This window comes from Streptomyces sp. NPDC013157 (genome assembly GCF_042899865.1).
In the GTDB taxonomy this organism is placed as follows: domain Bacteria; phylum Actinomycetota; class Actinomycetes; order Streptomycetales; family Streptomycetaceae; genus Streptomyces.
Window position 1 is genome coordinate 186,230 of the sequence record NZ_JBIBAK010000014.1, and the last position, 24,544, is coordinate 210,773.

Genomic DNA, 24,544 nt, shown 5'->3' on the forward strand with positions numbered 1-24,544 from the left:
GGTGCCCCCATCTCGCCATCGACGGCCTCCGGGAAAGGCCTGCACGCGCTTGTAAGAAAGAAAGTTGCTTATTTATACGCTCGGACCTGGCCGGAATCAACCCTTCGGGCGCGACCTCCGGGGCGGGCGTGACAAGCCAGTGCGGATGGTGCCGCATCACGGTTTCCGCAGCCTTGACGTCGTGCACCGCGCCGGGCAGCGCGTGAGGCTCACAGCGGGTTCCCGAACCGATCGGCCAGGAGCTACCGGTTCACAGCGCGCGAGCCAGTCCCCCGCCCGGCGCCGGTGCCGCCAGGTCGTCGTGGTGTGACGGGGTGCCGGGGTTGTCGGCGGCGGCCGTGAGGATGGACTGCTGGAGGCGGCGCAGGCGGGCCGACGGTTCCAGTCCCAGGTCCCTGACGAGGAAGGTGCGCAGCTGCTGGTAGACGAGGAGGGCCTCGCCGCGGCGCCCGGAGCGGTAGAGGGCGAGCATGAACTGGGCGTGCAGGTTCTCGTGGGTGCGGTAGCGGCTGGTCAGGACGGTGAGTTCGGCGAGCAGTTCGCGGTGTCGGCCCAGCCGGAGATCGGCCTCGATGCGCTGGTCCAGGGCGCACAGCCGGCTCTCCTCCAGCCGCCGCGCCTCCACGGCCAGATGGGCCCCGGTGGATACGTCGGCGAAGGGCGGCCCGGTCCACAGGTCCAGCGCCCGGCGCAGAGTACCCGAGGCGCCTGTGAGGTTCCCGTCGTCCATGGCGCGACAGCCCTGTCGGCACAGCCGCTCGAACTCCCGGATGTCGCTGCTTCCGCCTCCCGCAGCGAGCAGGTAGCCGCCCGGCAGGGTCATCAGCACGTCCTTCGCGGACGGGGCGGCCACGGCCCCGGAATCCGCGCCCCGGCACAGCGCCGCCGCGATGAGGTCCCTGAGCTGGAGCACATAGGTCTGCAGGGTGGTGCGGGCGCTGCGCGGCGGAGTGCCCGCCCAGAGTTCCTCGATCAGGGTCCGGACCGGCACCACCTGGTCGGCGCGCAGTGCCAGCAGGGCCAGCAGCTGACGGGGCTTCGGCGCGGTCGGGGCGATGGAGGTCCCGTTCTCCCTCACGTTCAGTGCACCCAGCAGCCCGATGTCCACACGCGTCTCCCTGACCTTCTGATCTGACACCCCGCCAGTAGAAAACAGCATGAACGGTCTGTCAACACGCGTTCGGCCGGACTGTTTCCGGCGAACCGGAGGAGACCGGCCGCAGGAGTGCGCTTCCCTCCGGCCGGTCGCCGAAATAGCAGTGCAGAGCGGCTATTTCGGCGACATACAGGTGGCTTGCCACCGTGGCGATCCCTCGGATCGGCGAAGGAATCCGGCGCGATCTCGCCCTCGGGGACAGCCAAAAAGAGACCATCCGGTCGGTTAATTGCCCGCTCGGGTCAGGTGTCTCGCCCGCCGGTGCCGCCGGGGACGGCGAGCAGCACGATACCGAGGGCCAGAACCGCCAGTCCGCACCAGGAGACGCCCGGCAGGCGCTCGCCCAGGACCGCGACTCCCAGGACCGCGGCCACGGCCGGCTCGGCCAGCGTCAGGGTCGTCGCGACCTGAGGGGTGGTGTGACCGAGGCCGTGCCCGAACAGGCGGTAGCAGAGGAAGGTGGTGACCGCCCCCAGATACAGGACGACCGCCGTTCCCCGCACCGTCAGCAGGCCGCCGGCGCCGCCCCACAGCGCCACCGGCAGCACGAGCAGTGCCGCTCCCGCGAACATCACGCCCAGTACGGCGCCGGCGGCGTGCCCGCGGGCGATGAGCTGCCCGCCGACCAGGGCGTACACCGCGTACGACAGGCCCGCGAGCCCCGCCAGCAGCACACCGAGGGCGTCCACGGGGCGCCGTCACCGGCGAGTCCGGGGCCGAGGACGAGCACCGTGCAGCCGAGGACGGCCGCCGCGGTCGCGGCGGCCCAGCGGGCCGAGGGCCGGGACCGGCGGGTGAACCAGGCGAGGAGACCGGCGAGGACGGGGGCGCCGCCGAGCGCGATCACGGTGGCCACGGCCACCCCGGTACGCGCGACGGCGGGATAGAAGGTGAGCGGGTAGCCGGCCACCGCGAGGCTGCCCACGGCGAGCAGCCGGCGTTCGCCGCCGTTGCAGACCCCGGCCAGGGAGCGACTGCCGGGTGCGGTCAGGAACAGCAGCAGGCCGCCGAGGGCCAGGCCGGCGGCGCCGATGGCGGCGGCCGGTACTCCGGAGGGGGCGAGGGAACTCGCGGTCCCGGTGGTGCCCCACAGCACGGCGGCGGTGAGGATCGGGAGCGGTCCGGCAAGCGGGCCGGTGCGGCGGGGACGCGGGCGCGCGGCGGCGGCGCCGTCCGGCGCGCCGGAAGAGCGGGATGAGCGGGAAGAGTAGGAAGAGTGGGATGAGGCGTCGTTCGGCACAGTCGTGAACTTCCGTCGTCGAATACCGTCTGCGGACTGGTTTCGATACGGGCGCACGACACAGGCACCGGGCCGCCTCGAAGGCAGGGCCGGAAGCTTGGGTTCGATCCGTCGGTGTGTGCGTCCGTCAGGCGCAGAGCGGCGGCAGAACGACGTGCCAGTAGGTGTTCACGGGCTGATCGTACGGGGGCGGCCGCCGGGGCCTGGTGGCCGCGGTCTCCGGTCAGGGGGCGAACCGGGGGTCCGCCGCGGTCGGCGCGGCGGCTCGCCGTCCTCGGCACCGGCCGGCGTGAAGATCGATCCTGTCGCTTCCGTGATCGTCGGCATCCGTCCCTCGCACGTCGATGACATGCCCAACGTCACTTGTCGTATAGTTCGACCAAGTTTTGGACAACGTGCGTCGATATCGTTTCCCAGCGCCTGCCCGTGGGACAGACTCACCCGCGGAGGGGGGACGAGCACGTCCGTTTCACGCCGGACGTGCCATCCCGCAGTGTCGCGTCGCCCAGGGGAAGGCGGCGAGAAGACCAGCGGAGGAATGCATGACGCAGTCGCTTCCGGGGCAGCGCCCTGCCCAGGAGCAGGCCGGCGCCGGGAACGGGCGGCCACCCGTTGTCGTGATCGGCGCGGGACCCTACGGGCTGTCGGTGGCCGCCCACTTGCGGGCGGCGGAGGTGCCGGTGCGCGTCTTCGGTGACGTGATGGGCAGTTGGCGGCACGCCATGGCCACCGGGATGTACCTGAAATCGACGCCGGCCGCGACCGACCTGTCGGCGCCGGAGCCAGGCGGCCGCCTGGCGGACTTCCGGCGCGAGCACGGCGAGCCGGAACTGACCGAGCTGACACCGATCCCGTGCGACGTCTTCGTCCGGTACGGACAGTGGTTCCAGAAGCGGTACGTCGGTGGGGTCGAGCCGACCCGGGTGACGGCCGTCGATCGGGCGGCGGCCGGACCCGGCTTCGTCGTCCGGCTGGACGACGGGACGGAGATGGCGGCCTCGGCCGTCGTGGTGGCGACCGGACTGAACGGTCTCGCCCATGTCCCGGACGAGTTGCGGCACCTCGCGCCCGAGGGGCCGGGCCCACGGGCCCGTGTGTCGCACACCAGCCACCACACGGATCTGTCCGTGTACGCGGGACGGCGGGTGGCCGTCATCGGCGGGGGTCAGTCCGCGCTGGAGAGCGCCGCGCTGCTGCACGAGGCCGGTGCCGAGACGCAGGTCCTGGTCCGTGAGCGGACGGTGCTGTGGGGCATGACGCCCGACCTGGCCCGGCCCTGGACGCAGCGGGTGGCCAAACCGGCCTCGCCCCTCGGCACGGGCTGGATCCTGGCGGGTGTCTGCGCGTCACCCGGTGGCGTGCGGTGGCTGCCCGCGGCAGCCCGGCTGCTGCTGTTCCGGCGGGCGCTCGGCCCTTCGGGCGGCTGGTGGCTGCGGGACCGGGTGGTAGGTGTCGTACCGGTGCACACCTCGCGCCGGGTCACGGGTGCCGTGGTCCACGGGCCGGAGGTGTGTCTGGACGTCGCGGGCCCCGGGGGCGAGCGCGAGTCCCTCACGGTCGACCACGTGCTGGCGGCCACCGGTTACCGGCTGGACCTGGACGCACTGCCGTTCCTGTCGCCCACGGTGCGGCGCGCCCTGGCGTACGTGCCGGGTTCGAAGGCGCCCGCGCTGCGGGGGACGTTCGAGTCGTCGGTACCCGGCCTGTACTTCACCGGTTCGCTCGCGGCGCCGATGTTCGGGCCGATGATGCGGTTCGTGGCGGGCACGGAGTTCGCCGCCGTCCGCATCTCCCGGCACGTCGCGGCCGGCTGAGGAACCCGACGGCCGATCCCGGCGGGCCCGTCAGCACATCCTGGCGAGCGGGTCCGCCGCGCCGGGTGCCGGGGTGTCGCCGGTGGGGGCCGACAGCACCGACTGCCGTATCCGGCCCAGCGCGGCCGAGGGTTCCAGGCCCTGGTCGCGCACCAGAGTGGTGCGCAGTCGCCGGTAGGCGTCCAGGGCGTCGCTCCGGCGGCCCGAGCGGTGCAGGGCGAGCATGAGCTGGCCGCACAGGCTCTCGTGGGTGGGGTGCCGGTCGGCCAGTACGGTGAGTTCGGGGATCAGCTCACGGTGCCGGCCGAGCCGCAGGTCGGCCTCGATGCGCTGGTCCAGCGCGCACAGCCGGCTCTCCTCCAGCGCCCGGATCCGGGTGCGCAGGTACTCCCCCGCGGTGATGTCGGCCAGGGCCGGCCCCCGCCACAGGCCGAGCGCGGCGCGCAGCAGCCGGGCCGCCTCGCGCTGGTCACCTGCCTCCCTCGTCCGGTATCCGGTTCCGGCGATCCGCTCGAACTCCCTTACGTCGCTGGTGCCTTCGCCGCTGTCGAGCAGATAGCCGCCGGGTACGGTGCGCAGGACCTGTTTGGCGGTGCGCTTGCCCGCCCCGTCGGGGGCTCCTTGCAGCGCCGGGGCGATGAGGTCGCGCAGGTGCATGATGTACGTCTGCAGGATGGGGCGGGCACTGCGCGGGGGCCGTCGTCCCCAGAGCTCCTCGGTCAGTGTGCCGACGGTGACCGCCTGGTCGGCGTGGAGCGCGAGCACGGCGAGCACCTGGCGCGGCTTGGATGCGGTCGGGACGACGGAGACGCCGCTCTCCCGCACGTCGAGAACGCCGAGTATGCCGATGTCCATGCCGTCCCCCTGCTCGTCCGCCACCGTGGGTGGTGCGGGGCGGTTCCCGGGCCCCCGAGTCAAAAACGGCGCGGGCGGTTTGTCAAACCGAACTCCGGCCGGTCGGCATGCTCTTGGCCCGGGGCCGGGGAGCCGGGGAGCGCAACACTCGCGAACTGGTCTCCGTGCGCGGCGAGTTGGGGCAGCACCAGGGACCAGAACTGTTCGACGTGCCGGGCTGGGATCCGGTCGCGGTCCTCCGAGCCGAGCACCTCGAAGCCGAGGGTCGCGGCGACTATCACCGCGGCCACCCGGTCCGGTGACACCCCTTCGGCCAGCTGCCCGGCGCGCTGCGCCCGCAGCAGCTCTTCGCACACCCAGGCACGCCACCAACAGCCGAACCCCATGCCGTTCTTACGGGAGGGATCGACACTCAGCTTGAATCCGGCACGGACGACGACGTCGGCGGCGACCGCGGCCAGGACCTCCCGCACCACCGTGACCAGCAGATCCAGTGCGGAGGCGGTCGACGGCCGCCGGTCGGCGACCAGTTGCTCGACGGCCCGCCGGGCCGCGCTCTCCACCTCGCCCGCGAGAGCTTCCTTGCTGGGAAAGTGGAAGTGCAGCGCTCCGGCGCTCACCCCGGCCCGCCGACTGATCGCGGGCAGCGAGGACAGCGCGTACCCGTCGGTGGCGAAGATCTCGGCGGCGGCCAGAACGAGGGCCTGCCGGGTTCGGGCCGCCCGGAGCTGCTTGACCATCGCGTCCCCCTGTTGTTCCGGGCGAATCCGGAATTGGACGGTCCGATTCCCCCTGGGCCTGCAACATTGCGCTTCGAGAACCTCAGTAAACAGCACGATTGGTTGGTTGTCGGCGTTCGAGGCCCGGCCGGGCGACTACGGCTGTACTCGCGCGCCCCGGAGGCATCGGCCCGGCACGTGACAAACCAGGCAGGCGGTTTGGTTCAAGGCTGGTCAGGCCTCGGTGGGCACGGGCGATTCCTGCCGGTGGCGCTCGACTTCCTCGACGACCCGGGCGCCCCGGTCCGGCGCGGTGTCCAGCCGGATCAGGGCCGCGGGGGTGGCTATGGCCGGCAGTACGTGGTTGTAGAGGACGGAGATCCGGTCGTTGAGGTCGGTCCAGTCGGAGACCACCTCGGACATGAACTGGGTCCCGATCCAGGCCCCGAGGAAGCACTCCGCGGTCTCGCGCGGCGTGACGTGCGGCAGCACCTCCCCGCGTTCCTTGGCCTCCACGAGCTTGTCCGTCACCAGCTCGGTCCAGGCGGGCCAGGCACTGCCGAACAGGGAGCGCCCCTGGAGGTCGGCGGAGAGCCGTATGCCGGCGAGGAGGATGACCTCCTTGGGGATCCGGTGGGCCAGCGTCATGCCGATGTCCACCCACTCCTGGAGCTTCAGCTCGCGCGGCACCCAGTAGTCGTCGCTGATCTGGGCGTTGATCACACCCCGTGCGAGGGCTTCCTTGGAGTCGAAGTGGAAGTACAGGGCGCCCTTGGTGACTCCGGCCCGCTCGAGGATCTCGGCGATCGTCGCCGCCGTGTACCCACGCTCGGCGAAGACCGCGGCGGCGGCCTCGACAACAGCGCGCCGGGTCCGAATCGCACGCTCCTGACGCGCCATGGGGACCCCTCCTCGGTCAAAACAAAACCGGACGTGACGTACCTTACCCCAATCGGGGGTCGGCATTTCGGCCGCGCAGGGCCCGTTCCCGGCCGGTCCCGTCGCCGTCCGGTCCCGGTCCCGCGCCGGGGCCGGAGCGTCGGCTCGGGCGACGTGCCGGGCAGTTCACCAGGCGGTGCGCCCGCCGTCCACGGTAAGTGTGACACTCGCGACGAAGCTCGCCTTGTCACCGCACCGCCGGGCGGCGGGCTCCGCGGCCTCCTCCGGATCGGCGGCACGGGCCTGCGGGGCGGAGCGGTGGGCGCGCACCCTCGATCTCGGGGACCTGGCGAACCAGTCGTCGGTCATCTCCGAGCGGCGCCCTCCCCCGCGGTCATCCGGTCACCTCACGTGCGCCGGAGAGGGAGCCGGCGTCCTGCCAGACGGCGCCGAGCCCGGCCTCGCGGTCGAGGGTGCGCAGGCGTTCCTCGTCGATCTCGGCGAGGCCGCCGACCAGGTGCCGGACGCCCAGTTCGCGCATCAGCTCGCGCTGGAAGCCGTGTTCGAAGGTGCTGGGGTGGCCGACGAAGGGCACGTCCAGCTCCTTGGCGTGGCCGGCGAAGCGGGCGACGTCGTCGATGAAGACCGTCTGGTGGTAGTCGAGGCCGAAGCGGTCCCGGACGATCTCCCGGATGCCCGGGCGGAAGTCGTTGGTGCAGATGTAGTGGGGGGCGGTGAACAGGTGCTCCCAGGCGCCGAGATGACGGCGGAAGTGGGTGTCGTCGAGACCGCCGTAGCAGATGACGTCCAGGCCCAGGGCGCGCAGGCGGTGCAGGAGTTCCTCGGCGCCGTCGAGGGTGTGGACGGGGTGGTCGCGCACGTACCGCTCGCGCTCCGCGAAGTAGTCGGCGATGGCCTCCTGCTCGCTCACTCCGGCGCCGGTCTCCTCGATCAGCACCTTCGCGGCCGCGAGCCGGGACTGCGAGAAGAGCCGCTGCTCCAGCTCCCGGGTGTACGTGCCGCCGTACTTGAGGACGAGCCGGTGCAGGACGGGGCTGAAGCTGTCGTTGAGCAGGACGCCGTCTATGTTGACGGCGGCGAGGCGCAGGGTGCGCAATGATTCCATCGGGTCTCCCTCTCGCAGGCCGTTCGACCATCATGCAGGGCCTGTGGAGGCGAGGTGGGGCTCGGGTACCGCGAGGGGCGGGCCAACTCCCGGGATCTTGGCCGAAAGAAACCGTCGACCGGGTTTTCAGGGGGCGACAGGGACCCCGCATCCCACGACAACAAGCCGTCGACATCCGCCAGTTAGTCCGCTTTTCGCCGTGCCTTCGGCGTGGTTGAGCGCAAAAATACTTGGCCAAACCACCACTGAGCGGAGTCATGCATGGATCGAGTCGAACCACGCTTGGCGAATCCTTTACCTAGTGGCCGACCCGAGAAAACCGGTAGGTCCGTATCTTATAGGCGTCGAACAGAGCTTCAAGCCAACGAAGAGCTTTCCGACGGGGGGTCATCGATGAGTCTGTCCGCCAGCGAGATCGGAGTCGGTCTGCCCGTACTGCCTCGGCTGACCACCACGGTCCCCAAGGAGTACGTCCACCGGGCGTCCCTCGCCGAGGTGTTCCTCACCGGCTGTACCGCCCAGGCCGACGGGAGGCGGTTCTCCCTCACCGGGCAGTGGCCCCGCGCCCACACGTTCTTCAACAGCGCCGACGGTTCGAGTCATGACCCGCTCCAGGCCGCGGAGACCTTTCGGCAGGCCGGCATGTTCGTGACGCACGCGGAGCACGGCGTACCGCTCGGCCATCACTTCGTGCTGTGGTCGCTCAGTTGCCACACCGATCTGGAGCGGCTGCGGATCGCCTCCCGCCCCACCGACTTCCAGCTCGACGTGGCCTGCCCGGACTCCGCACCGCACGGCCGGGCGTCCGCGCGCCGGATGGGCATCGGGTTCACCCTGCGCCGGGACGGCGTCCCCGTGGCCCGCGGGGAGGGTCGGTACTCCGTCGTCACACCGCCGGTCTACGCCCGACTGCGTGCCAACCGGCCGGAGAATCAGGCCGCTACGGCCGACCCGGCCGTCGCGGCCGACCCGATGTCACCGGCGGCCGTCGGCCGCACCTCCCCCGCCGACGTGGTACTGACGGCCACGGACACGCCGGACCGCTGGCTGCTCACCCCGGACCTGGACCACCCGATCCTGTTCGACCACGACGGCGACCACCTGCCCGGCATGGTCCTGATGGAGGGCGCCCGGCAGGCCGCCTGCGCCCGGCTGGCGCCCCGCGCGCTGATCCCGGCGAGCACGTCCACGTCGTTCAACCGCTACGTCGAACTCGACAGCCCCTGCTGGATCGACGTCACGGAGGTGACGTCCAGGGGCGACGGCACGGCGACCGTCGACGTGGTCGGCGTACAGGACGGCGAGGTCGTCTTCACGTCCACGGTGAGCGGGCCGGTCGTCCAGGCCTGACAAGGGGCGCCGCAGTCACACACATCCGCCGCCGGGCCCCTCGACGGGGCCGGCGGCGGATGTCTCACGGGTCAGCGACGGTGGCTGAAGGCGTGCGGGTCCTCCACGGCCGGTTGGGCGACGGCGTGCCGCTCGTCGCCGGGACGGTGAGCGAAGCCGTGCCGCTCGTCACCGGGACGGTGGGCAAAGGCGTGCCGCTCGTCACCGGGACGGTGAGCGAAGGCGTGCCGCTCGTCACCGGGACGGTGGGCAAAGGCGTGCCGCTCGTCCGCGTCGCGGCGGTGGTGCAGGCCCCAGGAGGCGGAGTCGACGTAGCGCCCGCGGTCGTTGCGCAGGGTGGCGGTGTCGGCGTCGCGGTTCCACACGGAGGAGCGGCGGTCCTGGTACAGGTCCGTCCTGGTGTCCCGGCCCTCCCCGGTGTGGACGCGGACCGTGGCGCCGCCCGCCAGGCGGTAGTGGCGGAAGCTGTAGCTGTGGCCCTCGGCGTCCGACAGCGACCAGCCGCTGAGGTTCACCTCCCGGCGCGAGGTGTTGGTGACGTCCACCCACTCCCGGTTCAGGGCACGGCCGGAGAAGACCGCGCGGCCCTGCAGGTCGTGCTGTACGGCACTGATGACGACCGCGTCGCGGTGCGGCACCGCGGGTCGGGCGGCGGTCGCCGCGGCCGGCAGGGCCGTGACGCCCACCAGGGCAGCCGCCACGGCTGCGGCGGAACCGAGACGGCGGGCGGTCGCGGAAACGGAAACGGACACGTGTTCCCCCTTCACGGGGTTCGAGCACACTCCAGCCGCGTGCGGCGCGAAGCCGCAGGCCGCGAGGGGTGTGTGGGGCGAGGTGGCGACCGGTCGGCCGCGCAGCCACACCCTGCGCCCCCGCCGGGCGCAGACCGGGCGGCACACGGCGCCTATTACGGATCCTTCGCTTTCCTATGACTCTCGGATGTAACGTCCATTTATTAGTTGAATGGATGGATTTGACACCCTTTAACTCCCTTCCGCCCCGCAGGCAACGGCCTCGGCCGCCACCGGCCCCCTGGACGAACAGCGCCCCGCTCACCCGAAAGTGAGTAACAGCCAGCGCCCGATCGGCTCCACGGCAGAAGCGGATCTTCCGCGCGTCATGAGGAATTTCCAAACTGGTTAGTAACAAGGGGGGTTCGGGAGAAAGCGTTTGCCGCTACGTTTTGGCGTGCCTCATTGGCATGCCCACAACCCTCAGCGCACACCCTCCCCGTAGGAGACACCCCCATGCGCAGACTCGTTGCCTGTCTGGCGGCCGCGGTCGCCGCTCTCGGCGGGCTCACGGCGACGGCCACCCCGGCCGCGGCGGCCGGCTCGGGCACGTTCAGCGTGCTCACGTACAACGTCGCCGGACTTCCGGAAGGCCTGTCGAGCGCCCCCACCCCGCGCGACACCAGCACCACGGAGATCGGCAAGCGCATCGCGCCGTACGACATCGTCAACGTCCAGGAGGACTTCAACTACCACGCGTACCTGTACGCCACCGACACGCACCCCTACCGCACCGCCACCAGCGGCGGCGCGGGCATCGGCAGCGGGCTCAACACCGTCTCGAACTACGCCTGGGACGGCGACGACTTCGAGCGCGTCGGCTGGAACTCCTGCCAGCTCGACTCGGGCGACTGCCTCACGCCGAAGGGCTTCACCTTCATGCGCGAGCGGCTCGCCGAGGGCGTCTACGTCGACTTCTACAACCTGCACACCAACGCGGGCACGAACGACGGCGACGAGGCCTCCCGGGCGGACAACCTCAGCCAGCTGACCGACTTCATCAGCACCCACTCGGCGGGCAACGCCGTCGTGGTGATGGGTGACACCAACACCCGGTACACGCGCTCCGCCGACACGATCGCGGAATTCGCCTCGAACAACGGGCTCACCGACGCCTGGGTGCAGCTGGTCCGCGGCGGCAGCGCGCCGGCCAAGGGCAGCGACGCGCTGGTCTGCGACGACACCGCGGCGACCGTCCCCAACACCTGCGAGGTCGTCGACAAGGTCCTGTACCGCAGCAGCAAGCTGGTGAACCTGAACGCGACCTCGTACAACAACGAGCACGCCAAGTTCCTGACGAGCGACGGCCTGATGCTCTCCGACCACGACCCGATCACGGTCGGCTTCTCCTGGTCGCAGAACGCCGACTTCCAGCTGAGCGACCAGTTCGGCGGTCCGCACGGCGACTACTACCAGGACATCGACAAGGTGGCCGCGGGCGCCCGCGCCACCAGCATCTCGCTGCGCTCGGGCTCCCGTGTCGACCAGGTCGGCGTCACCCTCGCCGACGGCACGACGCTGACCCACGGCGGCACCGGCGGGACTGCGTCCTCGCTGACGCTGGGCAGCAGCGAGTACGTGACGACGGCGTACCTGTGCGAGGGCAAGTACAACAACACCACCCGCATCTTCTACGCGAAGTTCACCACCAACCTGGGCCGCACCCTCGCCGGTGGTGCGACGACCTCGGACTGCGCGACCCGCACCGCGCCGTCGGGCTGGCAGATCGCCGGCTTCCACGGCCGCTCCGGTGACGAGCTGGACAAGGTCGGCTTCATCTACACGAAGCGCTGACCACGCCCGGCCGGCCGGCGGACCGCTCATCGCGTCCGCCGCCCGGCCGGGGCGAGGGGCACATCGGCGATGATGGCCGCATGGCCGCCATGGACCTCCGCATCGACGTCACCGACCTGCCCGGCCGCTCCTCCCCGGCGCCCGGAGACAGCGGTTTCTCCCGCTACGGCGGCATCCATGTCGCCGTACAGCGCCGCAACCGCCCAGCCGAGCTACTCGACCCGCAGCCCGGCGACGCCGCCTCCGCGACCTGGAACCTGCCCTGCACGACGGCGGTCTCGGCCACCGGCGTCGACTTCACCGGACCGTACGTCCAGGGCGGTCCCGGCGGCCGGTTCGTCTACCTTTCCTGGGTGGCCGCGGACGCCGGGGGCGCCTTCACGATGTTCCGCAGGGCCAAGCTGATGCTCGGCGCCGTCCCCGGCCCGGTGGCCGAGGCGGCGGCCCGGGACGGGCTGCTGGTCGGACGCCTCGGGCTGACCGACGCCCGGGGCATGCCGCTGTGCGCACGGGTCGTACCGCCGGCCGTCGCCTGGAGCGCCGGGAGCGGTCCTCGGCCGGGTGCCTCGCGGTAGTCGGCGAGGGCGGGCCCTCCGAAGGAGGCCCGGCTGTGCAGCGTCCCGGCAAGCGCTACCCGTTCAACCCGCCGAACAGGCCGAGGGCGCAGGCCGCTCGGCCCATGGTCCGTGCATTGACCATCGATGGTTTTGGTTGAGCTTTGTACCATTTCGGAGAAACCGCTTCACACAAACACCGGCCGATTCCGATCGCTGGGTGTTAGAAATTGGCCACAGAACGTCGGGCTGCGCACAGCCCTGCACGCCATCCCTGTTGTGAAATGGGACGATCTTGTCCAAGTCCAGACCTCTGACCGGCAATTGGCGCGTCGCAAGACGCCTCCAGGCCATCCTGCTGATCCCGGTGCTCGCGGCGCTCGGCCTGGGCGGCCTCCGGGTGAAGAACTCGATCGACACGCTGCGGGACGCCAACGACGCGGTGCACGTGGCGGAGTTGGTGCAGGCGGCGAACGCCTACGCCAGTGACGCGATCAACGAGCGCGACGTCTCGGTCATCCCGCTCCTGCAGGGCAAGCGGGACGCCCCCGCCGTGGTTGCGGCCCGCAAGGTCACCGACGCCGACGCGAAGGCCTTCGACGTGGCGGTGGCCCGGGCACCGAAGACCGCGGGACTCACCCGGCGGATCGAGCTGGTGCGGGCGGGCGAGAAACAGCTGGCGGCGGTGCGGGCCGACGCGTTCACGGCCAAGTCGTCGGGGGTGCAGACGGAGGAGAGCTACCACGCCGTCCAGCACCCGCTGATGGAGCTCTCGAACGAACTGGGCTTCGGCAGCAACAACCAGGCGAGCTTCGGGCGGACCCTGTACGCCATCTCCCTGACCCAGGCGGCGGAGTCCCTGGTCCGCAGTATCGGCACACACCTGCTGGTGGAGAACCGCGACGCGCTCGCCGGGGGCGAACTGCAGACCCAGCTCGGCTCGTTCAGCTCCTACGCCTACCTGGAGCAGGTGGGCCTCCAGGAGTACGCGGGCGCCGGCACCGCCGGGGACATGACCCGGCTGCGGGCGGCGCTGGCGGACGCGCAGAAGAAGGGTGTACAGCAGACGGCCGAGGCCGCCCGGAAGGCCAAGGCCGCCGGGCAGGCCTTCGTCACGCCGCCGGCCCTGACGAAGATGATCAGCGAGATCGCCGCCGGGCGGACGACCGAGCAGCTGGCCGCCGAGGGCATCACGCCCGAGTCGTTCTTCGCCGCCTCCGCGCTCGCCTTCGACGCCTACCGGGGCATCGAGGTGCATCTCACCGACACCGCCCTCGCCGCTGCCCGCAGCATCGCCGCCGACGCCAGACGGGACGCGATCACCAACGGCTCCGTCGCCCTCGGCGCCGTACTCGCGGCCGTTCTCCTCGCCGCCTGGGTGGCGCGCTCGATGAGCCGGGGCATGCGCAGGCTCAGCGCCTCGGCGATGGAGATCGCCGAGCAGCGGCTGCCCGCGGTGATCACCCAGCTGTCGCAGGCCGTGCCCGGCCAGGTGGACACCAGGGTCACGCCGATCCCGATCACCACCACCGACGAGATCGGCGAGGTCGCCCGCGCCTTCGACCATGTGCACCGGGAGGCGGTCCGGCTGGCCGCCGAGCAGGCCCTGCTGCGCGGCAACGTCAACACGATCTTCACCAACCTCTCCCGCCGCAACCAGTCGCTGATCGAGCGCCAGCTCGCCCTGATCACCGACCTGGAGGAGCGCGAGGCCGACCCCGAGCAGCTGGCGAACCTGTTCAGGCTGGACCACCTGGCCACGCGGGTGCGCCGCAACGGCGAGAACCTGCTGGTGCTGGGCGGCGAGCGCCCCACCCAGCAGTGGGACCACCCGCTGCCGCTGGTCGACGTCATCCGGGCGGCGGCCTCCGAGGTGGAGCAGTACGAGCGGATCCAGCTGGAGGGCATCCCGGAGGCCGAGATCCACGGCCGCGCCGTCACCGACCTGGTGCATCTGCTCGCCGAGCTGCTGGAGAACGCCACCTCGTTCTCCTCGCCGCGCTCGACGGTCCGGGTCACGGCGACCCGGCTGCCCGACACCCGGATCATGGTCGAGATCCATGACCAGGGCATCGGCCTCGCGCCCGAGGACTTCGCGCTGATCAACCACAAGCTGGCGAACCCCCCGACCGCCGACGCCGACGTCTACCAGTACATGGGCCTGTTCGTGGTGGGCAGACTCGCCGACCGGCACGGCATCCGGGTCCAGCTGCGGCCGTCCGCCGCGGAGTCCGGCACGACCTCCCTCGTCATGCTCCCGGGCACCGTCACCTGGCGCAGCGGCACCGGGTCGGACTCCGACACGCTGGCGCTCGCGACCGTCAGGGCACGCGCCACGCCCGAGCTGGCGGCGCTGCTCGCGGACGGGCCGGCCGATCCCTTCGGCGCGCACGAGGCCTGGGACGACGGCATGCCGGCACCCCGCCCTGCCGTGCCGTCCGCTGCGCCCGCCGCGGCCGGGGTTCCCGGCCCCTCCGCCACTCCGGCCGCATCCGAGTTCGCCTCAGCGCCCGACGTCCCCGGCGCCTCCGCGCCGTCCGGTCGTACCCGGCACGGGTCGAAGCGCGGCCGTCGCCCCGCCAAGGAGGGCTGAGTTTCCGGCTCCCGGGTCAGGGCGGCGGCACCGGGCGCAGGGCCCGCGCCACCGACCAGACGACGGAGATGAACGGCACGGCCACGACGGCGCCGATCACCCCCGCGACGATGCTGCCCGCGATGACGGAGACGGCGACGACGAGGGGGTGCAGCCGTACCGCCCAGCTCATCACCAGCGGATGCAGCACATGCCCCTCCAGCTGGCCGATGACGACGATGAGCACGAGGACGGCGGCGGCCGTGAGCGGACCGCGCCCGGCCAGCGCCACCACCGTGGCCACGCTCAGCGCGACCGGTGAGCCGACCAGCGGGACGAACGTGGCGAAGAACTCCAGCAGGGTGAGCGGCAGCGCGAGCGGCACCCGCAGGACGAGCAGGGCGATGCCGACGAGGACGGCGTTGGTGGCGGCCACGATGATGATGCCGCGGGTATATCCGGCGAACGTCCGCCAGGCCGCGTGCCCCGCCCGGTCCCAGGCGCCGCGGGCGCCGACGGGCAGCAGTTCACTGCTCGTCCAGGCCCACAGCCGTTCGCCGGAGTGGATGAAGAAGACCGAGGTGAAGAGCGCGAGCGCGCCTCCGGTGACCAGTTCGACGAGGGTGCCGAAGCCGCTGAGCGCCCTGCTCGCCAGGTTGGAGCGGTGGGCCTGGATGTAGTCGACGATCTGCTGCTGGAGGTGCGACAGGGCGCCCGGGCCGAGCCGGAAGGGCGGTCGCTGCAGCCATACCTCGATGCGGTGGATGCCGCCGCGGAACTCGTCGGCCAGCGTCGCCGACTCCTGCGCGACCGCGTTGCCCACCAGGGCCAGCAGGCCGAAGAACAGGCAGATGCTGCCGACCAGGCTCACCGCCACGGACAGCGGCCTGGGGAGCCACCGGGCCAGCAGGTCGGCGAGGGGGCGCAGTACCGAGGTGATGACCAGGCCCAGGAACACGGCGCCGGCGATCAGCTGGAAGCGGCCGAGGACGACGAAGACGCCGTAGACGACGATGCCGACCACGATGAGCCGCCAGGCGTAGGCGGCTGCGATCCGCAGGGCGGGGACCACGACCGCGCTGGCGGAGGCGGAGGCGCGCGGGTCGCGGGCCCGTTTCGGGATCCGGATCGCGCGTGCGGCCCGGCTGTACGGTGCCGCGCCGCGGCACCGGCGCGTGCGGCCCCGCCCGGCCGTCGGCCCGCCCGCACCCGCCACCCTGCCTCCCGTTGCCGGCCTCCGTCGCCTCTAGTGCACGTTAGGGGTATTTCGGGCGGCGGGCGGGTTGCGGTGGGCCAAGGGGGTCAGTGCGCGGCCGTCTCGGAGACGGCGGTGCGGACGGCTCGTTCCACCAGGTTCACGCCGTCCGGCATGGACGCGTTGCCGTCGGAGAGGACCGCGACGAGGTAGTGATGACCGCCCCTCGTGATGCGCCCGATGCTGTTGATGTCCCACCGGGCGGTCGTGGTGCGCATGAGCCAGCCGTTCTTCAGCGCCCACCCGGCGTCGGCGGCGGCGGAGACGCCCCAGGACTGGTCGGTGGCGATCTCGGTCATCAGGGTGCCGATACGGTTCCGGGACGCCGTGTCGAGGGGCGTGGCGCCGGTGCCGAAGATCGCGCGCAGCAGTCGTATCTGATCGGCGGCGGTGGTCCGGGTGAGTCCCCACAGGCCACCGGGGCCGCCCTGGGTCGAGGTCAGTCCGAGCCGTTCGTTGGCCGACGCCAGGCCGGGGGCCTCGCCGATGGCCCGCCACAGTGCGGTGGCCGCGGTGTTGTCGCTGTCGCGGATCATCACCTCCGCCTCGGCGCTCTCCCGGGCGGTGAGGGCGCGCCGGTGGTCCCGCGCGTGGAGGAGCATGGCGGCGAGGATGTCGACCTTGACGATGCTCGCCGTGTCGTACGGCGTGTCGTCGCCGTAGACGGCGGGTTCCCCGCCGGTGCCGTCCAGATCGAGGACGGCGGCGGTCACGCGGGCCGGGCCCTGCGCCTGGACGACGGTGCGGAAGTCGGTGGTGCCGGAGCCGGCGTCGGCCGCCATGGCCGCCGGCGCGGCTCCGGCGAGCAGGGTCACCACCGTGGCCACGACGGACAGGGTTCGGTTGAGCATGGCGGGAACCTTCGCAGTTCGGGTCGGGGGGACGCAGACCTGCGAACGTAGACAAAATGTCCGTCCTGCGACATGACCGCCGCCACGCCTGGAGCGGTTCGGGGCCGATTGTGAGCAGGGCAACAGGGCTGGCTGTGAGCAGGGCGACAAGGCCGTGTGCGGGCAGGACGACAGGTCCGCGCGCGAGACGGGTCTTCCGGTGTGCGGAACACGGATTCCGTAGGCCTCATCCGTATCGGTCCGGGGGAAGAATGAGGTCAGAGCGACGGACCTGGGCCTGGGAGGTGCCATGAGCACATCGGCGGAACCGCGGGTGAGCGGTCTGGAGGTCCGGTCCATCGACTACGTGCCGCTGGACGAGCGGCACGGCAAGCTGTGGCATCTGGGTCCGCTGTGGTTCATGTCCAACGCGCAGATCGCCACCCTGGCGGTGGGGCTGATCAGCATCACGGAGGGCGGCAACCTGATCTGGTCGCTGCTGGCGATCGTCGCGGGCACGCTGATCGGTACGTTCTTCATGGCGTTCCACTCGGCGCAGGGGCCGCAGCTGGGACTGCCGCAGATGATCCAGTCCCGCCCGCAGTTCGGTTACGTCGGGGCGCTGCTGGTGTGGCTGTTCGCGTACGTGCAGTACGCGGGATTCAACGTGTTCAACACCATCCTGGCCGGGCAGGCCCTGGACACGACGATCCACGGCGGGGTGAAGCTGTGGGTGGTCGTGGTCACGGTGATCGGGCTGGTCGTGGCGCTGGTGGGGTACGACGTCATCCACAAGGCCGAGCGGTTCCTGACCTACACGTTCCTGGTCGTCTTCGGGATCTTCACCGTCGGTGTCCTGGTGACGCTGCACTACCCGGCGGGCTCCTTCGACCTCGGCGCCTTCAAGGCCACCCCGTTCCTGGCGCAGTTCGGCGTGGTCGCCGGCTACCAGATCAGCTGGGCCATCTACGTCTCGGACTACTCGCGCTATCTGCCGCCGGACGTCACCGTCCGCAAGACCTTCTACTGGACCTACTTCGGCTCGGCGCTCGGCGGCATCTGGCTGATGGTGCTGGGGACGCTGCTGGCCGGCTGGGCGGGTGACAGCTTCGACACGATCCCGTCGATCAACGCCGCCGGCGACAAGGTCTTCGACGGCTTCGGCGCGATCGTGCTGCTGTTCTCGGCGCTGGGCCTGATCTCCGTCACGGCCCTGAACATGTACGGCGGTTCGCTGACGCTGATCAGCGCCATCGACTCGTTCCGACGGGTGCGGCCGACCCTGGGCGTGCGTCTGGTCACCCTCGTGGTGACCGCGGCGCTCTCCCTGATCGGCGCCCTGGCGGCGACGTCGAACTTCCTGACGAACTTCAACAACTTCCTGTTGCTGGTGCTCTACCTGTTCATCCCGTGGACGTCCGTGAACCTGATGGACTACTACGTGGTGCGCCGGGGCCACTACGCGATCGCCGAGATCTTCAAGCCGAACGGCATCTACGGCCGCTGGGGCTGGCAGGGGATCGTCTCGTACCTGGTCGGGTTCGCCGTCATGATCCCGTTCTTCTCGGTCGGCACGCTCTATGTCGGTCCCGCCGCCAAGGCTCTCGACGGCGCCGACATCTCCCTGTTCATCGGGTTGCCGGTCTCGGCGCTGCTGTACTGGTGGCTGACCCGCTCGATCGACGTCGAGGAGGAGACCCGCATCGCCGAGGCGGAGGCCGCCGCCCTGGAACAGGCGGCACACGAGCACCGCGAGCCGTGACCGCGGCGGGCGTCAGAGGCGGGGTCCGCTCCGCTCCCGCGTGCCGGTGTCGGCCGGTCCGGCGGACGAGGGGTCTGCCGACCCCCTCGTCGACTCGTTCCTGCTACGGCACGACGGCCGGGTCAGTACGCGGAGTTGACGTTGTCGATGGAGCCGTACCGGTGGGCGGCGTAGTTGGCCGCAGCGGTGATGTTGGCGACCGGGTCGGTGACGCTGCCCGAGGTGCCGGCGACGTGGTACGCGTTGAAGGTGGGGTCGATGACCTGGAGCAGGCCCTTGGAGGGGGTGCCCTTCTTGGCGTTGACGTCCCAGTTGTTCTGGGCGCTCGGGTTGCCGCCGGACTCGCGCATGATGTTGCGCTTGAGGCCCTCGTAGCTGCCCGGGATGCCCTTGGACTTCATGATCTGCAGGGACTGCTTGATCCAGCCGTCGAGGTTGTGGGCGGAACCGGTCTGCGAGGCGGTGCGGCTGCTGTCGCCGGAGGAGGCCGTGACCGCGGTCGAGGTGTGCGCCTGCGTCATCTCGGCAGCCTGTGCGTTCGCCGGCATCAGGGTGAGGGCGGCGGCCGCGGCACCCGTCGTGACGAGGCCGGTGAGGCCGATGGTGCGCAGGCGGGCGATGCGGGTGCGGTTGATCGTGGTCATGTGAAAGCAACTCTCCGGTGGGGGACGGCGTCGGCGCCGGCCGCGGTGGGCGGCGGCGGTGGGCGGAGCCCGTACTACCGGCGGGAGTGGGCGGGCCCGGCGTGATCCGCTCGGCCCGTCGCCCGTCTCCCGGCGACGACAGCAATGGTTAGCGGTCGGCGGAGCGGGCCGCAATGATGTGACGTACTACCCGACTTCGGAATGAATGGATGTAATGCCCCTTTTGGGCGCCTTGTCGCCAGTTCAGGGCGTTCCGTTCCTACGACGCCGGATAGGATGTGATCTGGCTCCTATGGGGGGTGTCACGCCTCCGGGGCCCTTTCGCGGGGTCCGCGGCACGGTCGCCGCGGCCTCCACAGCTCTCGTACAGGCCGCCGCGAGAGCATCCGTGCATGCCTGACACCCCCACACCGGCACCGGGCGCGATCCGGGTGCTGATCGTCGACGACGAGCCCGAGCTGACCGAACTGCTCTCGGTCGCGGTCAGCGCGGCGGGCTGGCAGCCGTACGTGGCCCGCAACGGGTACGGCGCGCTGCGCACCGCCCGTGCCTGCGGACCGCACGCCGTCGTGCTGGACGGCATGCTGCCGGACCTGGACGGGATCCAGGTGCTGCGCCGGCTCCGGTACGAGAACGCCAGGCTGCCGGTGCTGATGCTGACCGCCCGGGACGCGGTGGAGCACCGCCTCGACGGGCTCGCCACCGGTGCCGACGACTACGTGACCAAGCCCTTCTCCCTGGAGGAGGTGATGCTCCGGCTGGGCGGGCTGCTGCGCCGCTCCGGGGCGGGCGAGGTCGCCGCGGAGGAGGGGGTACGGGTCCTCGGCGACCTGGTGCTGGGTGAGCGGACCCGCGAGGTGCGCCGGGGCGGCACGCCGATCTCGCTCACCGCGAAGGAGTTCGACCTGCTGCGGTTCCTGATGGACCACCCCCGCCAGGTGCTCAGCAAGACGCAGATCCTCGACCACGTGTGGAACAGCTCGTTCGACGGCGGCGGGAACCTGGTGGAGGTGTACGTCTACGGCCTGCGCGCGAAGATCGACAAGGAGCGCCGGCCGATGATCCACACCGTGCGCGGCGCCGGGTACGTCATCAGAGCGGCGGACGACGAGGGATGACCGCCGTCGGACGGGCCCTGGCCCGGCTGCGCGGGCGCTCACTGCGGGCCCGGATGGTCCTCGTCCACTCCCTCACCCTGACCGCCGTGTGCACGGCGATGGCCGTGGCGACCGTGCTCGTCCAGCGCTACTACCTGATCAGGGACCTGGACCAGCGGGTCACCGACGCCGCCGAGCACAGCCAGGGCGGCCGGGAGCACGCACCGGCCGGTGCGAAACTCGGCTTCCTCAACGAGCGCGGCCAGCACACCGGCACCCTGGCCGCGCTGATGGACGGCCAGAAGATCGCCACGGCCGAGGTGGTGACCGACGACGGCCCGCGCTCCCTGACCGCGGCCCAGTGTGCCGCCCTCGACGGCATCCCGGCCGACGGGACCCTGCGTACCCGGACCGTCCCGGGCCTGGGCAGCTACCGGCTGACGGCGGTCAGCGAGGACGGCACCACCATGCTGGCCGGGCTGCCCGTGGACGGCGTGCAGCGGATGATCGACTCCCTGGTCGCGATCGAGGCCGGCATCGCCGGGGTCGGGCTGGTACTGGCGGGTTCCGTGTCGGCCGTGGCGGTCCGGCGTCAGCTGCGGCCGCTGCGGCGGGTCGCCGCCACCGCCGTGGAGGTCTCGCACGCACCGCTCGACCGGGGCGAGGTGAGCGGGCTCACCCGGGTGCCGGCGCCGGACACCGATGCGGGCACCGAGGTCGGCCAGGTCGGCGTCGCGCTGAACCGGCTGATCGACCACGTGGAGTGGTCCCTGTCGGAACGCCAGCGCGCCGAGGAGCACATGCGGCGCTTCCTCGCCGATGCCAGCCACGAGCTGCGCACCCCGCTCGCCTCGATCGCCGGATACGCCGAGCTGATGCTGACGGGCGTGGACTCCCGGAAGATCGAACCCGAGCTGGCCTGGCGCCGGGTCTCGGACCAGTCGGCGCGGATGACGGGGCTGGTGGAGGACCTGCTGCTGCTCGCCCGGCTGGAGGAGGGCAGACCGCTGGAGGCCGCCGAGGTGAACCTGGCGACCCTGGTCGGGGACGCGGTGTGGGACGCCCGCGCGGCAGGGGCGGACCACCACTGGCAGCTGGTGCTCCGCCTGGACGCGCCCGCCACGGTGACCGGCGACCCGTCCCGGCTGCACCAGGTGGTGGCCAACCTGCTGGCCAACGCCCGGGTGCACACCCCCGCCGGGACCCGGATCACCGTCACCGTGGAGACGGCCGACGGGCACTGTGCGATCCGGGTGCGCGACGACGGCCCGGGTGTCCCGGCCGATCTCCTGCCGACGGTCTTCGGCCGCTTCACCCGGGGCGACGCCTCCCGCTCCCGCGCCCCCGGCGCCGCGGGCGGGGCAGGTCTCGGGCTGGCCATCGCGGCCGCGATCACCCAGGCGCACGGCGGCCGCGTGGAGGTGGACAGCGCACCCGGCCGCACCGAGTTCACCGTCACACTGCCGCTCGCGGACGCCGTCGCCGCGCACATCTCCCTGATGCCTTCCTGAATCCTCAGCTTCCTCACATAACCCCAGGTCAACGATCACCTCCGGGCCCGTGTGGGCAACTCGGTTCAGCGCAGCCTCAGTTAGGCGCAGCAGGCTGGTCGTCCGGTGGCCGTCCACGCGGGACGCGCCCATGACGAAGGGAGCCGCATGCCCGAGATCGACGCCGGTGGGGGTCCGGAGCGGGTACCGGAGCGGCCCGAGGCGAGTCGCCGCAACTTCATGCGCAAGGTGTTCTTCGCGTCCGGGGCGACGGCCCTCGTGACGATGGGCAGCGCGGGGGCCTGGACGGCGCTCGCCGACGACGGCACGGGCACCGCCGACGCCTCGGCGAGCCCCTCCCCCAGCGGTGCGCCGAGCGGCGGTCCGGGCGGGGGCGCCGGGGGTCCGGGCAACCAGTCGCTGACGGAGGAGTTCTTCGGTCTGACGACGGACGGCAAGCGGATCGACGACCTGTTCACGGTCCACTCGACCAGGGTCGACACGGCCCCCGTCATCAGCGCCGCGAACGCCTTCCTGGCCGGGCTGACCGACACCCAGAAGACCGCGACCCAGTTCACGGTCCACTCCACCGAGTGGCGGCTGTGGAGCAACGTCGACTCCTACAGCCGGCAGGGCGTGTCGCTCGCGGACCTCACCGACACGCAGAAGGACCTGGGGACGGCCCTGCTGAAGGCCGCGCTCAGCGCGGACGGCCTGGAGACCACGGAGAAGATACGGAAGATCAACCAGGCGGCCGGCGAGGCGATCGGCAACACCGCCTCGTTCAACGAGGACGCCTACTACTGGACCCTGATGGGCACCCCCTCGGACAGCGAGCCCTGGGGCTTCCAGTTCGACGGCCACCACTGCGTCGTCAACTACTTCGTCCTCGGTGACCAGGTCGTCATGAGCCCCTGCTTCTGGGGCTCCGAGCCGACCTCCATGGAGATCGACGGCGAGACGGTCACCGTCTGCCACGAGGAGGTGCTGGCGAGCCTCGCGTTCGTCGGCTCGCTCACCGCCGACCAGCAGGCGGTCGCGATCGTCTCCGCGACCAAGACCAGCGAGTCGATGAAGGCCGGCGCCTTCTCCGACAACGCGGTCCAGGCCTACGAGGGCCTGCGCGGCAACGCCCTCGGCCGCGCGCAGAAGCAGAAGCTCCTCGGCATCGTCGAGGCGTTCGTCGACCGGTCCAGGGCGGACGCGGCGAAGGTGCGGATGGCCGAGGTGCGGGCGCATCTCGACGACACGTACGTGACGTGGGCCGGCGGCACGGGCGCGGACGACGCGTTCTACGTCCGGGTGCACAGCCCGGTGGTCTGGGTCGAGGTCGACTGCCAGGCGCCCGGCCCGCTGCGCGGCGCCTACGGCGGCACCGAGGGCGTCCCGACCCAGATGCACGTGCACTCGATCATCCGCACGCCCAACGGCAACGACTACGGAAAGGAACTGCTCCGCCAGCACTACCTGACGTCACCGCACCACCGGTAGGCCCTCCCCCGCGGGCTTCCACCGCAGGTGGACGCTCCAGGTCGGCGCGGGTGCCGTGCGCCCTAACAGGTGTGGACGACCGACAGGGCGTGGGCGCCTGCGGGCCCCCGGAGGGTCCTGTCCAGCTCCTCGAAGAGCGCGCCGGCGGTGTCGCCGGTCCAGCCCGGCGGCAGCAGGGACAGCGGGAGCCCGGGATCACGGTACGGGAGCCGGCGCCACTCGGTGAGCATCGGCAGATGGATCCCGAACGCCTCCCGGGCCGGGATCGCGCCCGCCGCCGCGCGCTCGCGCACCGGCCGGTACCGCTCCAGGAAGTCCGCGTAGAGCGCGGTGAGCCCGTCGAGGTCCCACCACTCGCGGACCTTCGCCGACAGGTCACCGAAGGCGAAGTGCTCGCCGGCGAAGATGTCCACGTACGGCGCCAGCCCGAGGCGTTGCAGGGTGCGGCGGGTCTCGTCGGCCAGGATGCCGGGCGCCGCCCACACGCCGGGGGCCGCGGTGCCGAAGCCCAGCCGGGTCAGGGCGGTGCGCAGGGCGTGGCGCTTGTCGCGCTCGGACTCCGGCACGGAGAACACGACGACGAGCCAGCCGTCGCCGGCCGCGGCCCGGTTCCGTTCGAAGACGCGCACGACCCCGTCCTCCAGCACCTGCGGCGTGCCCGCGGAGACGGCGTACCCGGCGGCGCCCTCGTGGCGCTCACCACGCAGCACCCCGCGCCGCTTCAGCCGGGAGACCGCCGAGCGTACGGCCTGGCCCTCCACGCCGAGGTCGGCCATCAGGCGTATCACGGCGGCGACGGAGAGCCAGTTGTGCTCGCCCCGGGCATACAGCGCGAAGAGGGTGACGATGAGCGGGCCCAGCCGGCTGTCCCGGCCACCCGTGCCGACGGCCGACGACGGCTCGACCTGCGCTGTCACGCCCACCCGCCTCCGGCCGAAGTCACCCTTCTGATCGCGCAGCAGCCTACCGCGCGTGCGGGAGCCGCAGCCGCGGTGCGGCTCCCTGCCTCGGGCCCGCCCCGCACGTCGTGCTGCGGGTCGGCTGCCGACGGCACATGGTGGTGGTACGGCACGGGCGGCGGCGTCCGGCCGGGCATCGTGTCCACCGGCGCGGTCGTTGTCCCTG

At 71.6% G+C, this 24,544-nt stretch carries 22 protein-coding genes; 9 read left to right on the forward strand and 13 right to left on the reverse strand.

Annotation, left to right across the window (positions count from 1 at the left end):
• Positions 1-250 precede the first annotated feature (250 nt).
• From ACFY6U_RS35115 to ACFY6U_RS35125, 3 genes are all read right to left on the reverse strand, one after another.
• Complete coding sequence (locus tag ACFY6U_RS35115) at positions 251-1,108, reverse strand: BTAD domain-containing putative transcriptional regulator (protein WP_390044997.1); 858 nt, start codon at positions 1,106-1,108, stop codon at positions 251-253.
• A gap of 290 nt (positions 1,109-1,398) precedes the next feature.
• Positions 1,399-1,845 (reverse strand): EamA family transporter, encoded by a 447-nt coding sequence (locus ACFY6U_RS35120; protein ID WP_390044739.1) that lies wholly within the window; start codon positions 1,843-1,845, stop codon positions 1,399-1,401.
• Positions 1,728-2,252: an EamA family transporter gene (locus tag ACFY6U_RS35125; RefSeq protein WP_390044741.1), complete on the reverse strand. Its 525-nt coding sequence runs from the start codon at positions 2,250-2,252 to the stop codon at positions 1,728-1,730. Before ACFY6U_RS35125 ends, ACFY6U_RS35120 begins: the two co-directional genes overlap by 118 nt.
• A gap of 686 nt (positions 2,253-2,938) precedes the next feature.
• Between ACFY6U_RS35125 and ACFY6U_RS35130 the strand changes: the two genes are divergently transcribed.
• The gene (locus tag ACFY6U_RS35130; protein WP_390044743.1) at positions 2,939-4,210 is read left to right on the forward strand and encodes an FAD-dependent oxidoreductase; all 1,272 of its coding nucleotides are present in this window, start codon (positions 2,939-2,941) and stop codon (positions 4,208-4,210) included.
• A 30-nt stretch (positions 4,211-4,240) separates the two neighbouring features.
• Here the strand turns inward: ACFY6U_RS35130 and ACFY6U_RS35135 are convergent, their stop codons facing one another.
• The 5 genes from ACFY6U_RS35135 to ACFY6U_RS35155 all read right to left on the reverse strand — a co-directional run bounded on the left by ACFY6U_RS35135 (position 4,241) and on the right by ACFY6U_RS35155 (position 7,789).
• Entirely contained in the window at positions 4,241-5,065 is an 825-nt protein-coding gene (locus tag ACFY6U_RS35135; protein ID WP_390044745.1) for a BTAD domain-containing putative transcriptional regulator, read from the reverse strand.
• A 59-nt stretch (positions 5,066-5,124) separates the two neighbouring features.
• On the reverse strand, positions 5,125-5,805 hold the full coding sequence (locus ACFY6U_RS35140) for a ScbR family autoregulator-binding transcription factor (RefSeq protein ID WP_390044747.1): 681 nt from the start codon (positions 5,803-5,805) through the stop codon (positions 5,125-5,127).
• A 213-nt stretch (positions 5,806-6,018) separates the two neighbouring features.
• Entirely contained in the window at positions 6,019-6,684 is a 666-nt protein-coding gene (locus ACFY6U_RS35145; protein WP_351497159.1) for a ScbR family autoregulator-binding transcription factor, read from the reverse strand.
• A gap of 165 nt (positions 6,685-6,849) precedes the next feature.
• Entirely contained in the window at positions 6,850-7,032 is a 183-nt protein-coding gene (locus ACFY6U_RS35150; protein WP_390044749.1) for a hypothetical protein, read from the reverse strand.
• Positions 7,033-7,057: 25 nt separating this feature from the next.
• The gene (locus ACFY6U_RS35155) at positions 7,058-7,789 is read right to left on the reverse strand and encodes an HAD family phosphatase (protein WP_390044751.1); all 732 of its coding nucleotides are present in this window, start codon (positions 7,787-7,789) and stop codon (positions 7,058-7,060) included.
• A 393-nt stretch (positions 7,790-8,182) separates the two neighbouring features.
• On the opposite strand from ACFY6U_RS35155, the gene ACFY6U_RS35160 reads away from it, so the two are divergent.
• Complete coding sequence (locus ACFY6U_RS35160) at positions 8,183-9,139, forward strand: ScbA/BarX family gamma-butyrolactone biosynthesis protein (protein WP_390044753.1); 957 nt, start codon at positions 8,183-8,185, stop codon at positions 9,137-9,139.
• 71 nt (positions 9,140-9,210) lie between these two features.
• On the opposite strand, the gene ACFY6U_RS35165 is transcribed toward ACFY6U_RS35160, so the two are convergent.
• Positions 9,211-9,891 (reverse strand): lamin tail domain-containing protein, encoded by a 681-nt coding sequence (locus ACFY6U_RS35165; protein WP_390044755.1) that lies wholly within the window; start codon positions 9,889-9,891, stop codon positions 9,211-9,213.
• Between the two features lie 495 nt (positions 9,892-10,386).
• On the opposite strand from ACFY6U_RS35165, the gene ACFY6U_RS35170 reads away from it, so the two are divergent.
• The 3 genes from ACFY6U_RS35170 (at position 10,387) to ACFY6U_RS35180 (ending at position 14,871) form a co-directional block, all read left to right on the forward strand.
• Positions 10,387-11,724: a jacalin-like lectin gene (locus ACFY6U_RS35170; protein ID WP_390044757.1), complete on the forward strand. Its 1,338-nt coding sequence runs from the start codon at positions 10,387-10,389 to the stop codon at positions 11,722-11,724.
• Between the two features lie 89 nt (positions 11,725-11,813).
• Positions 11,814-12,299 (forward strand): DUF5990 family protein, encoded by a 486-nt coding sequence (locus tag ACFY6U_RS35175; protein ID WP_390044999.1) that lies wholly within the window; start codon positions 11,814-11,816, stop codon positions 12,297-12,299.
• A gap of 274 nt (positions 12,300-12,573) precedes the next feature.
• On the forward strand, positions 12,574-14,871 hold the full coding sequence (locus ACFY6U_RS35180; protein ID WP_390044759.1) for a nitrate- and nitrite sensing domain-containing protein: 2,298 nt from the start codon (positions 12,574-12,576) through the stop codon (positions 14,869-14,871).
• Positions 14,872-14,887: 16 nt separating this feature from the next.
• Here the strand turns inward: ACFY6U_RS35180 and ACFY6U_RS35185 are convergent, their stop codons facing one another.
• On the reverse strand, positions 14,888-16,066 hold the full coding sequence (locus ACFY6U_RS35185) for an AI-2E family transporter (RefSeq protein ID WP_390044761.1): 1,179 nt from the start codon (positions 16,064-16,066) through the stop codon (positions 14,888-14,890).
• An 86-nt stretch (positions 16,067-16,152) separates the two neighbouring features.
• Positions 16,153-16,956, reverse strand: a complete 804-nt coding sequence (locus ACFY6U_RS35190; RefSeq protein ID WP_390044763.1) for a serine hydrolase — start codon at positions 16,954-16,956, stop codon at positions 16,153-16,155.
• Between the two features lie 289 nt (positions 16,957-17,245).
• Here ACFY6U_RS35190 and ACFY6U_RS35195 point away from each other — a divergent pair, with 289 nt between their 5' ends.
• Positions 17,246-18,697 carry a purine-cytosine permease family protein gene (locus tag ACFY6U_RS35195; protein WP_390044765.1) on the forward strand — a complete coding sequence of 484 codons (1,452 nt, stop codon included), beginning with the start codon at positions 17,246-17,248 and terminating at the stop codon, positions 18,695-18,697.
• Positions 18,698-18,819: 122 nt separating this feature from the next.
• On the opposite strand, the gene ACFY6U_RS35200 is transcribed toward ACFY6U_RS35195, so the two are convergent.
• A complete protein-coding gene (locus ACFY6U_RS35200; RefSeq protein ID WP_390044767.1) occupies positions 18,820-19,341 on the reverse strand; it encodes a transglycosylase SLT domain-containing protein in 522 nt (173 codons plus the stop codon).
• A 392-nt stretch (positions 19,342-19,733) separates the two neighbouring features.
• Here ACFY6U_RS35200 and ACFY6U_RS35205 point away from each other — a divergent pair, with 392 nt between their 5' ends.
• The 3 genes from ACFY6U_RS35205 to ACFY6U_RS35215 all read left to right on the forward strand — a co-directional run bounded on the left by ACFY6U_RS35205 (position 19,734) and on the right by ACFY6U_RS35215 (position 23,419).
• Positions 19,734-20,459: a response regulator transcription factor gene (locus ACFY6U_RS35205; protein ID WP_390044769.1), complete on the forward strand. Its 726-nt coding sequence runs from the start codon at positions 19,734-19,736 to the stop codon at positions 20,457-20,459.
• A complete protein-coding gene (locus ACFY6U_RS35210; RefSeq protein WP_390044771.1) occupies positions 20,456-21,949 on the forward strand; it encodes a sensor histidine kinase in 1,494 nt (497 codons plus the stop codon). Before ACFY6U_RS35205 ends, ACFY6U_RS35210 begins: the two co-directional genes overlap by 4 nt.
• Before the next feature lie 147 nt (positions 21,950-22,096).
• Complete coding sequence (locus ACFY6U_RS35215; protein WP_390044773.1) at positions 22,097-23,419, forward strand: DUF3500 domain-containing protein; 1,323 nt, start codon at positions 22,097-22,099, stop codon at positions 23,417-23,419.
• 62 nt (positions 23,420-23,481) lie between these two features.
• On the opposite strand, the gene ACFY6U_RS35220 is transcribed toward ACFY6U_RS35215, so the two are convergent.
• Complete coding sequence (locus ACFY6U_RS35220; protein WP_390044775.1) at positions 23,482-24,336, reverse strand: PaaX family transcriptional regulator C-terminal domain-containing protein; 855 nt, start codon at positions 24,334-24,336, stop codon at positions 23,482-23,484.
• Positions 24,337-24,544 lie beyond the last annotated feature (208 nt).

What these genes read in the sequence shown, in the direction of transcription:
- ACFY6U_RS35135 (WP_390044745.1), bottom strand. Translation starts at nt 5,065, where the DNA reads ATGGACATCGGCATACTCGGCGTTCTCGACGTGCGGGAGAGCGGCGTC.
- ACFY6U_RS35210 (WP_390044771.1), top strand. Translation starts at nt 20,456, where the DNA reads ATGACCGCCGTCGGACGGGCCCTGGCCCGGCTGCGCGGGCGCTCACTG.
- ACFY6U_RS35130 (WP_390044743.1), top strand. Translation starts at nt 2,939, where the DNA reads ATGACGCAGTCGCTTCCGGGGCAGCGCCCTGCCCAGGAGCAGGCCGGC.
- ACFY6U_RS35170 (WP_390044757.1), top strand. Translation starts at nt 10,387, where the DNA reads ATGCGCAGACTCGTTGCCTGTCTGGCGGCCGCGGTCGCCGCTCTCGGC.
- ACFY6U_RS35190 (WP_390044763.1), bottom strand. Translation starts at nt 16,956, where the DNA reads ATGCTCAACCGAACCCTGTCCGTCGTGGCCACGGTGGTGACCCTGCTC.
- ACFY6U_RS35160 (WP_390044753.1), top strand. Translation starts at nt 8,183, where the DNA reads ATGAGTCTGTCCGCCAGCGAGATCGGAGTCGGTCTGCCCGTACTGCCT.
- ACFY6U_RS35175 (WP_390044999.1), top strand. Translation starts at nt 11,814, where the DNA reads ATGGACCTCCGCATCGACGTCACCGACCTGCCCGGCCGCTCCTCCCCG.
- ACFY6U_RS35205 (WP_390044769.1), top strand. Translation starts at nt 19,734, where the DNA reads ATGCCTGACACCCCCACACCGGCACCGGGCGCGATCCGGGTGCTGATC.
- ACFY6U_RS35140 (WP_390044747.1), bottom strand. Translation starts at nt 5,805, where the DNA reads ATGGTCAAGCAGCTCCGGGCGGCCCGAACCCGGCAGGCCCTCGTTCTG.
- ACFY6U_RS35150 (WP_390044749.1), bottom strand. Translation starts at nt 7,032, where the DNA reads ATGACCGACGACTGGTTCGCCAGGTCCCCGAGATCGAGGGTGCGCGCC.
- ACFY6U_RS35195 (WP_390044765.1), top strand. Translation starts at nt 17,246, where the DNA reads ATGAGCACATCGGCGGAACCGCGGGTGAGCGGTCTGGAGGTCCGGTCC.
- ACFY6U_RS35200 (WP_390044767.1), bottom strand. Translation starts at nt 19,341, where the DNA reads ATGACCACGATCAACCGCACCCGCATCGCCCGCCTGCGCACCATCGGC.
- ACFY6U_RS35215 (WP_390044773.1), top strand. Translation starts at nt 22,097, where the DNA reads ATGCCCGAGATCGACGCCGGTGGGGGTCCGGAGCGGGTACCGGAGCGG.
- ACFY6U_RS35145 (WP_351497159.1), bottom strand. Translation starts at nt 6,684, where the DNA reads ATGGCGCGTCAGGAGCGTGCGATTCGGACCCGGCGCGCTGTTGTCGAG.
- ACFY6U_RS35155 (WP_390044751.1), bottom strand. Translation starts at nt 7,789, where the DNA reads ATGGAATCATTGCGCACCCTGCGCCTCGCCGCCGTCAACATAGACGGC.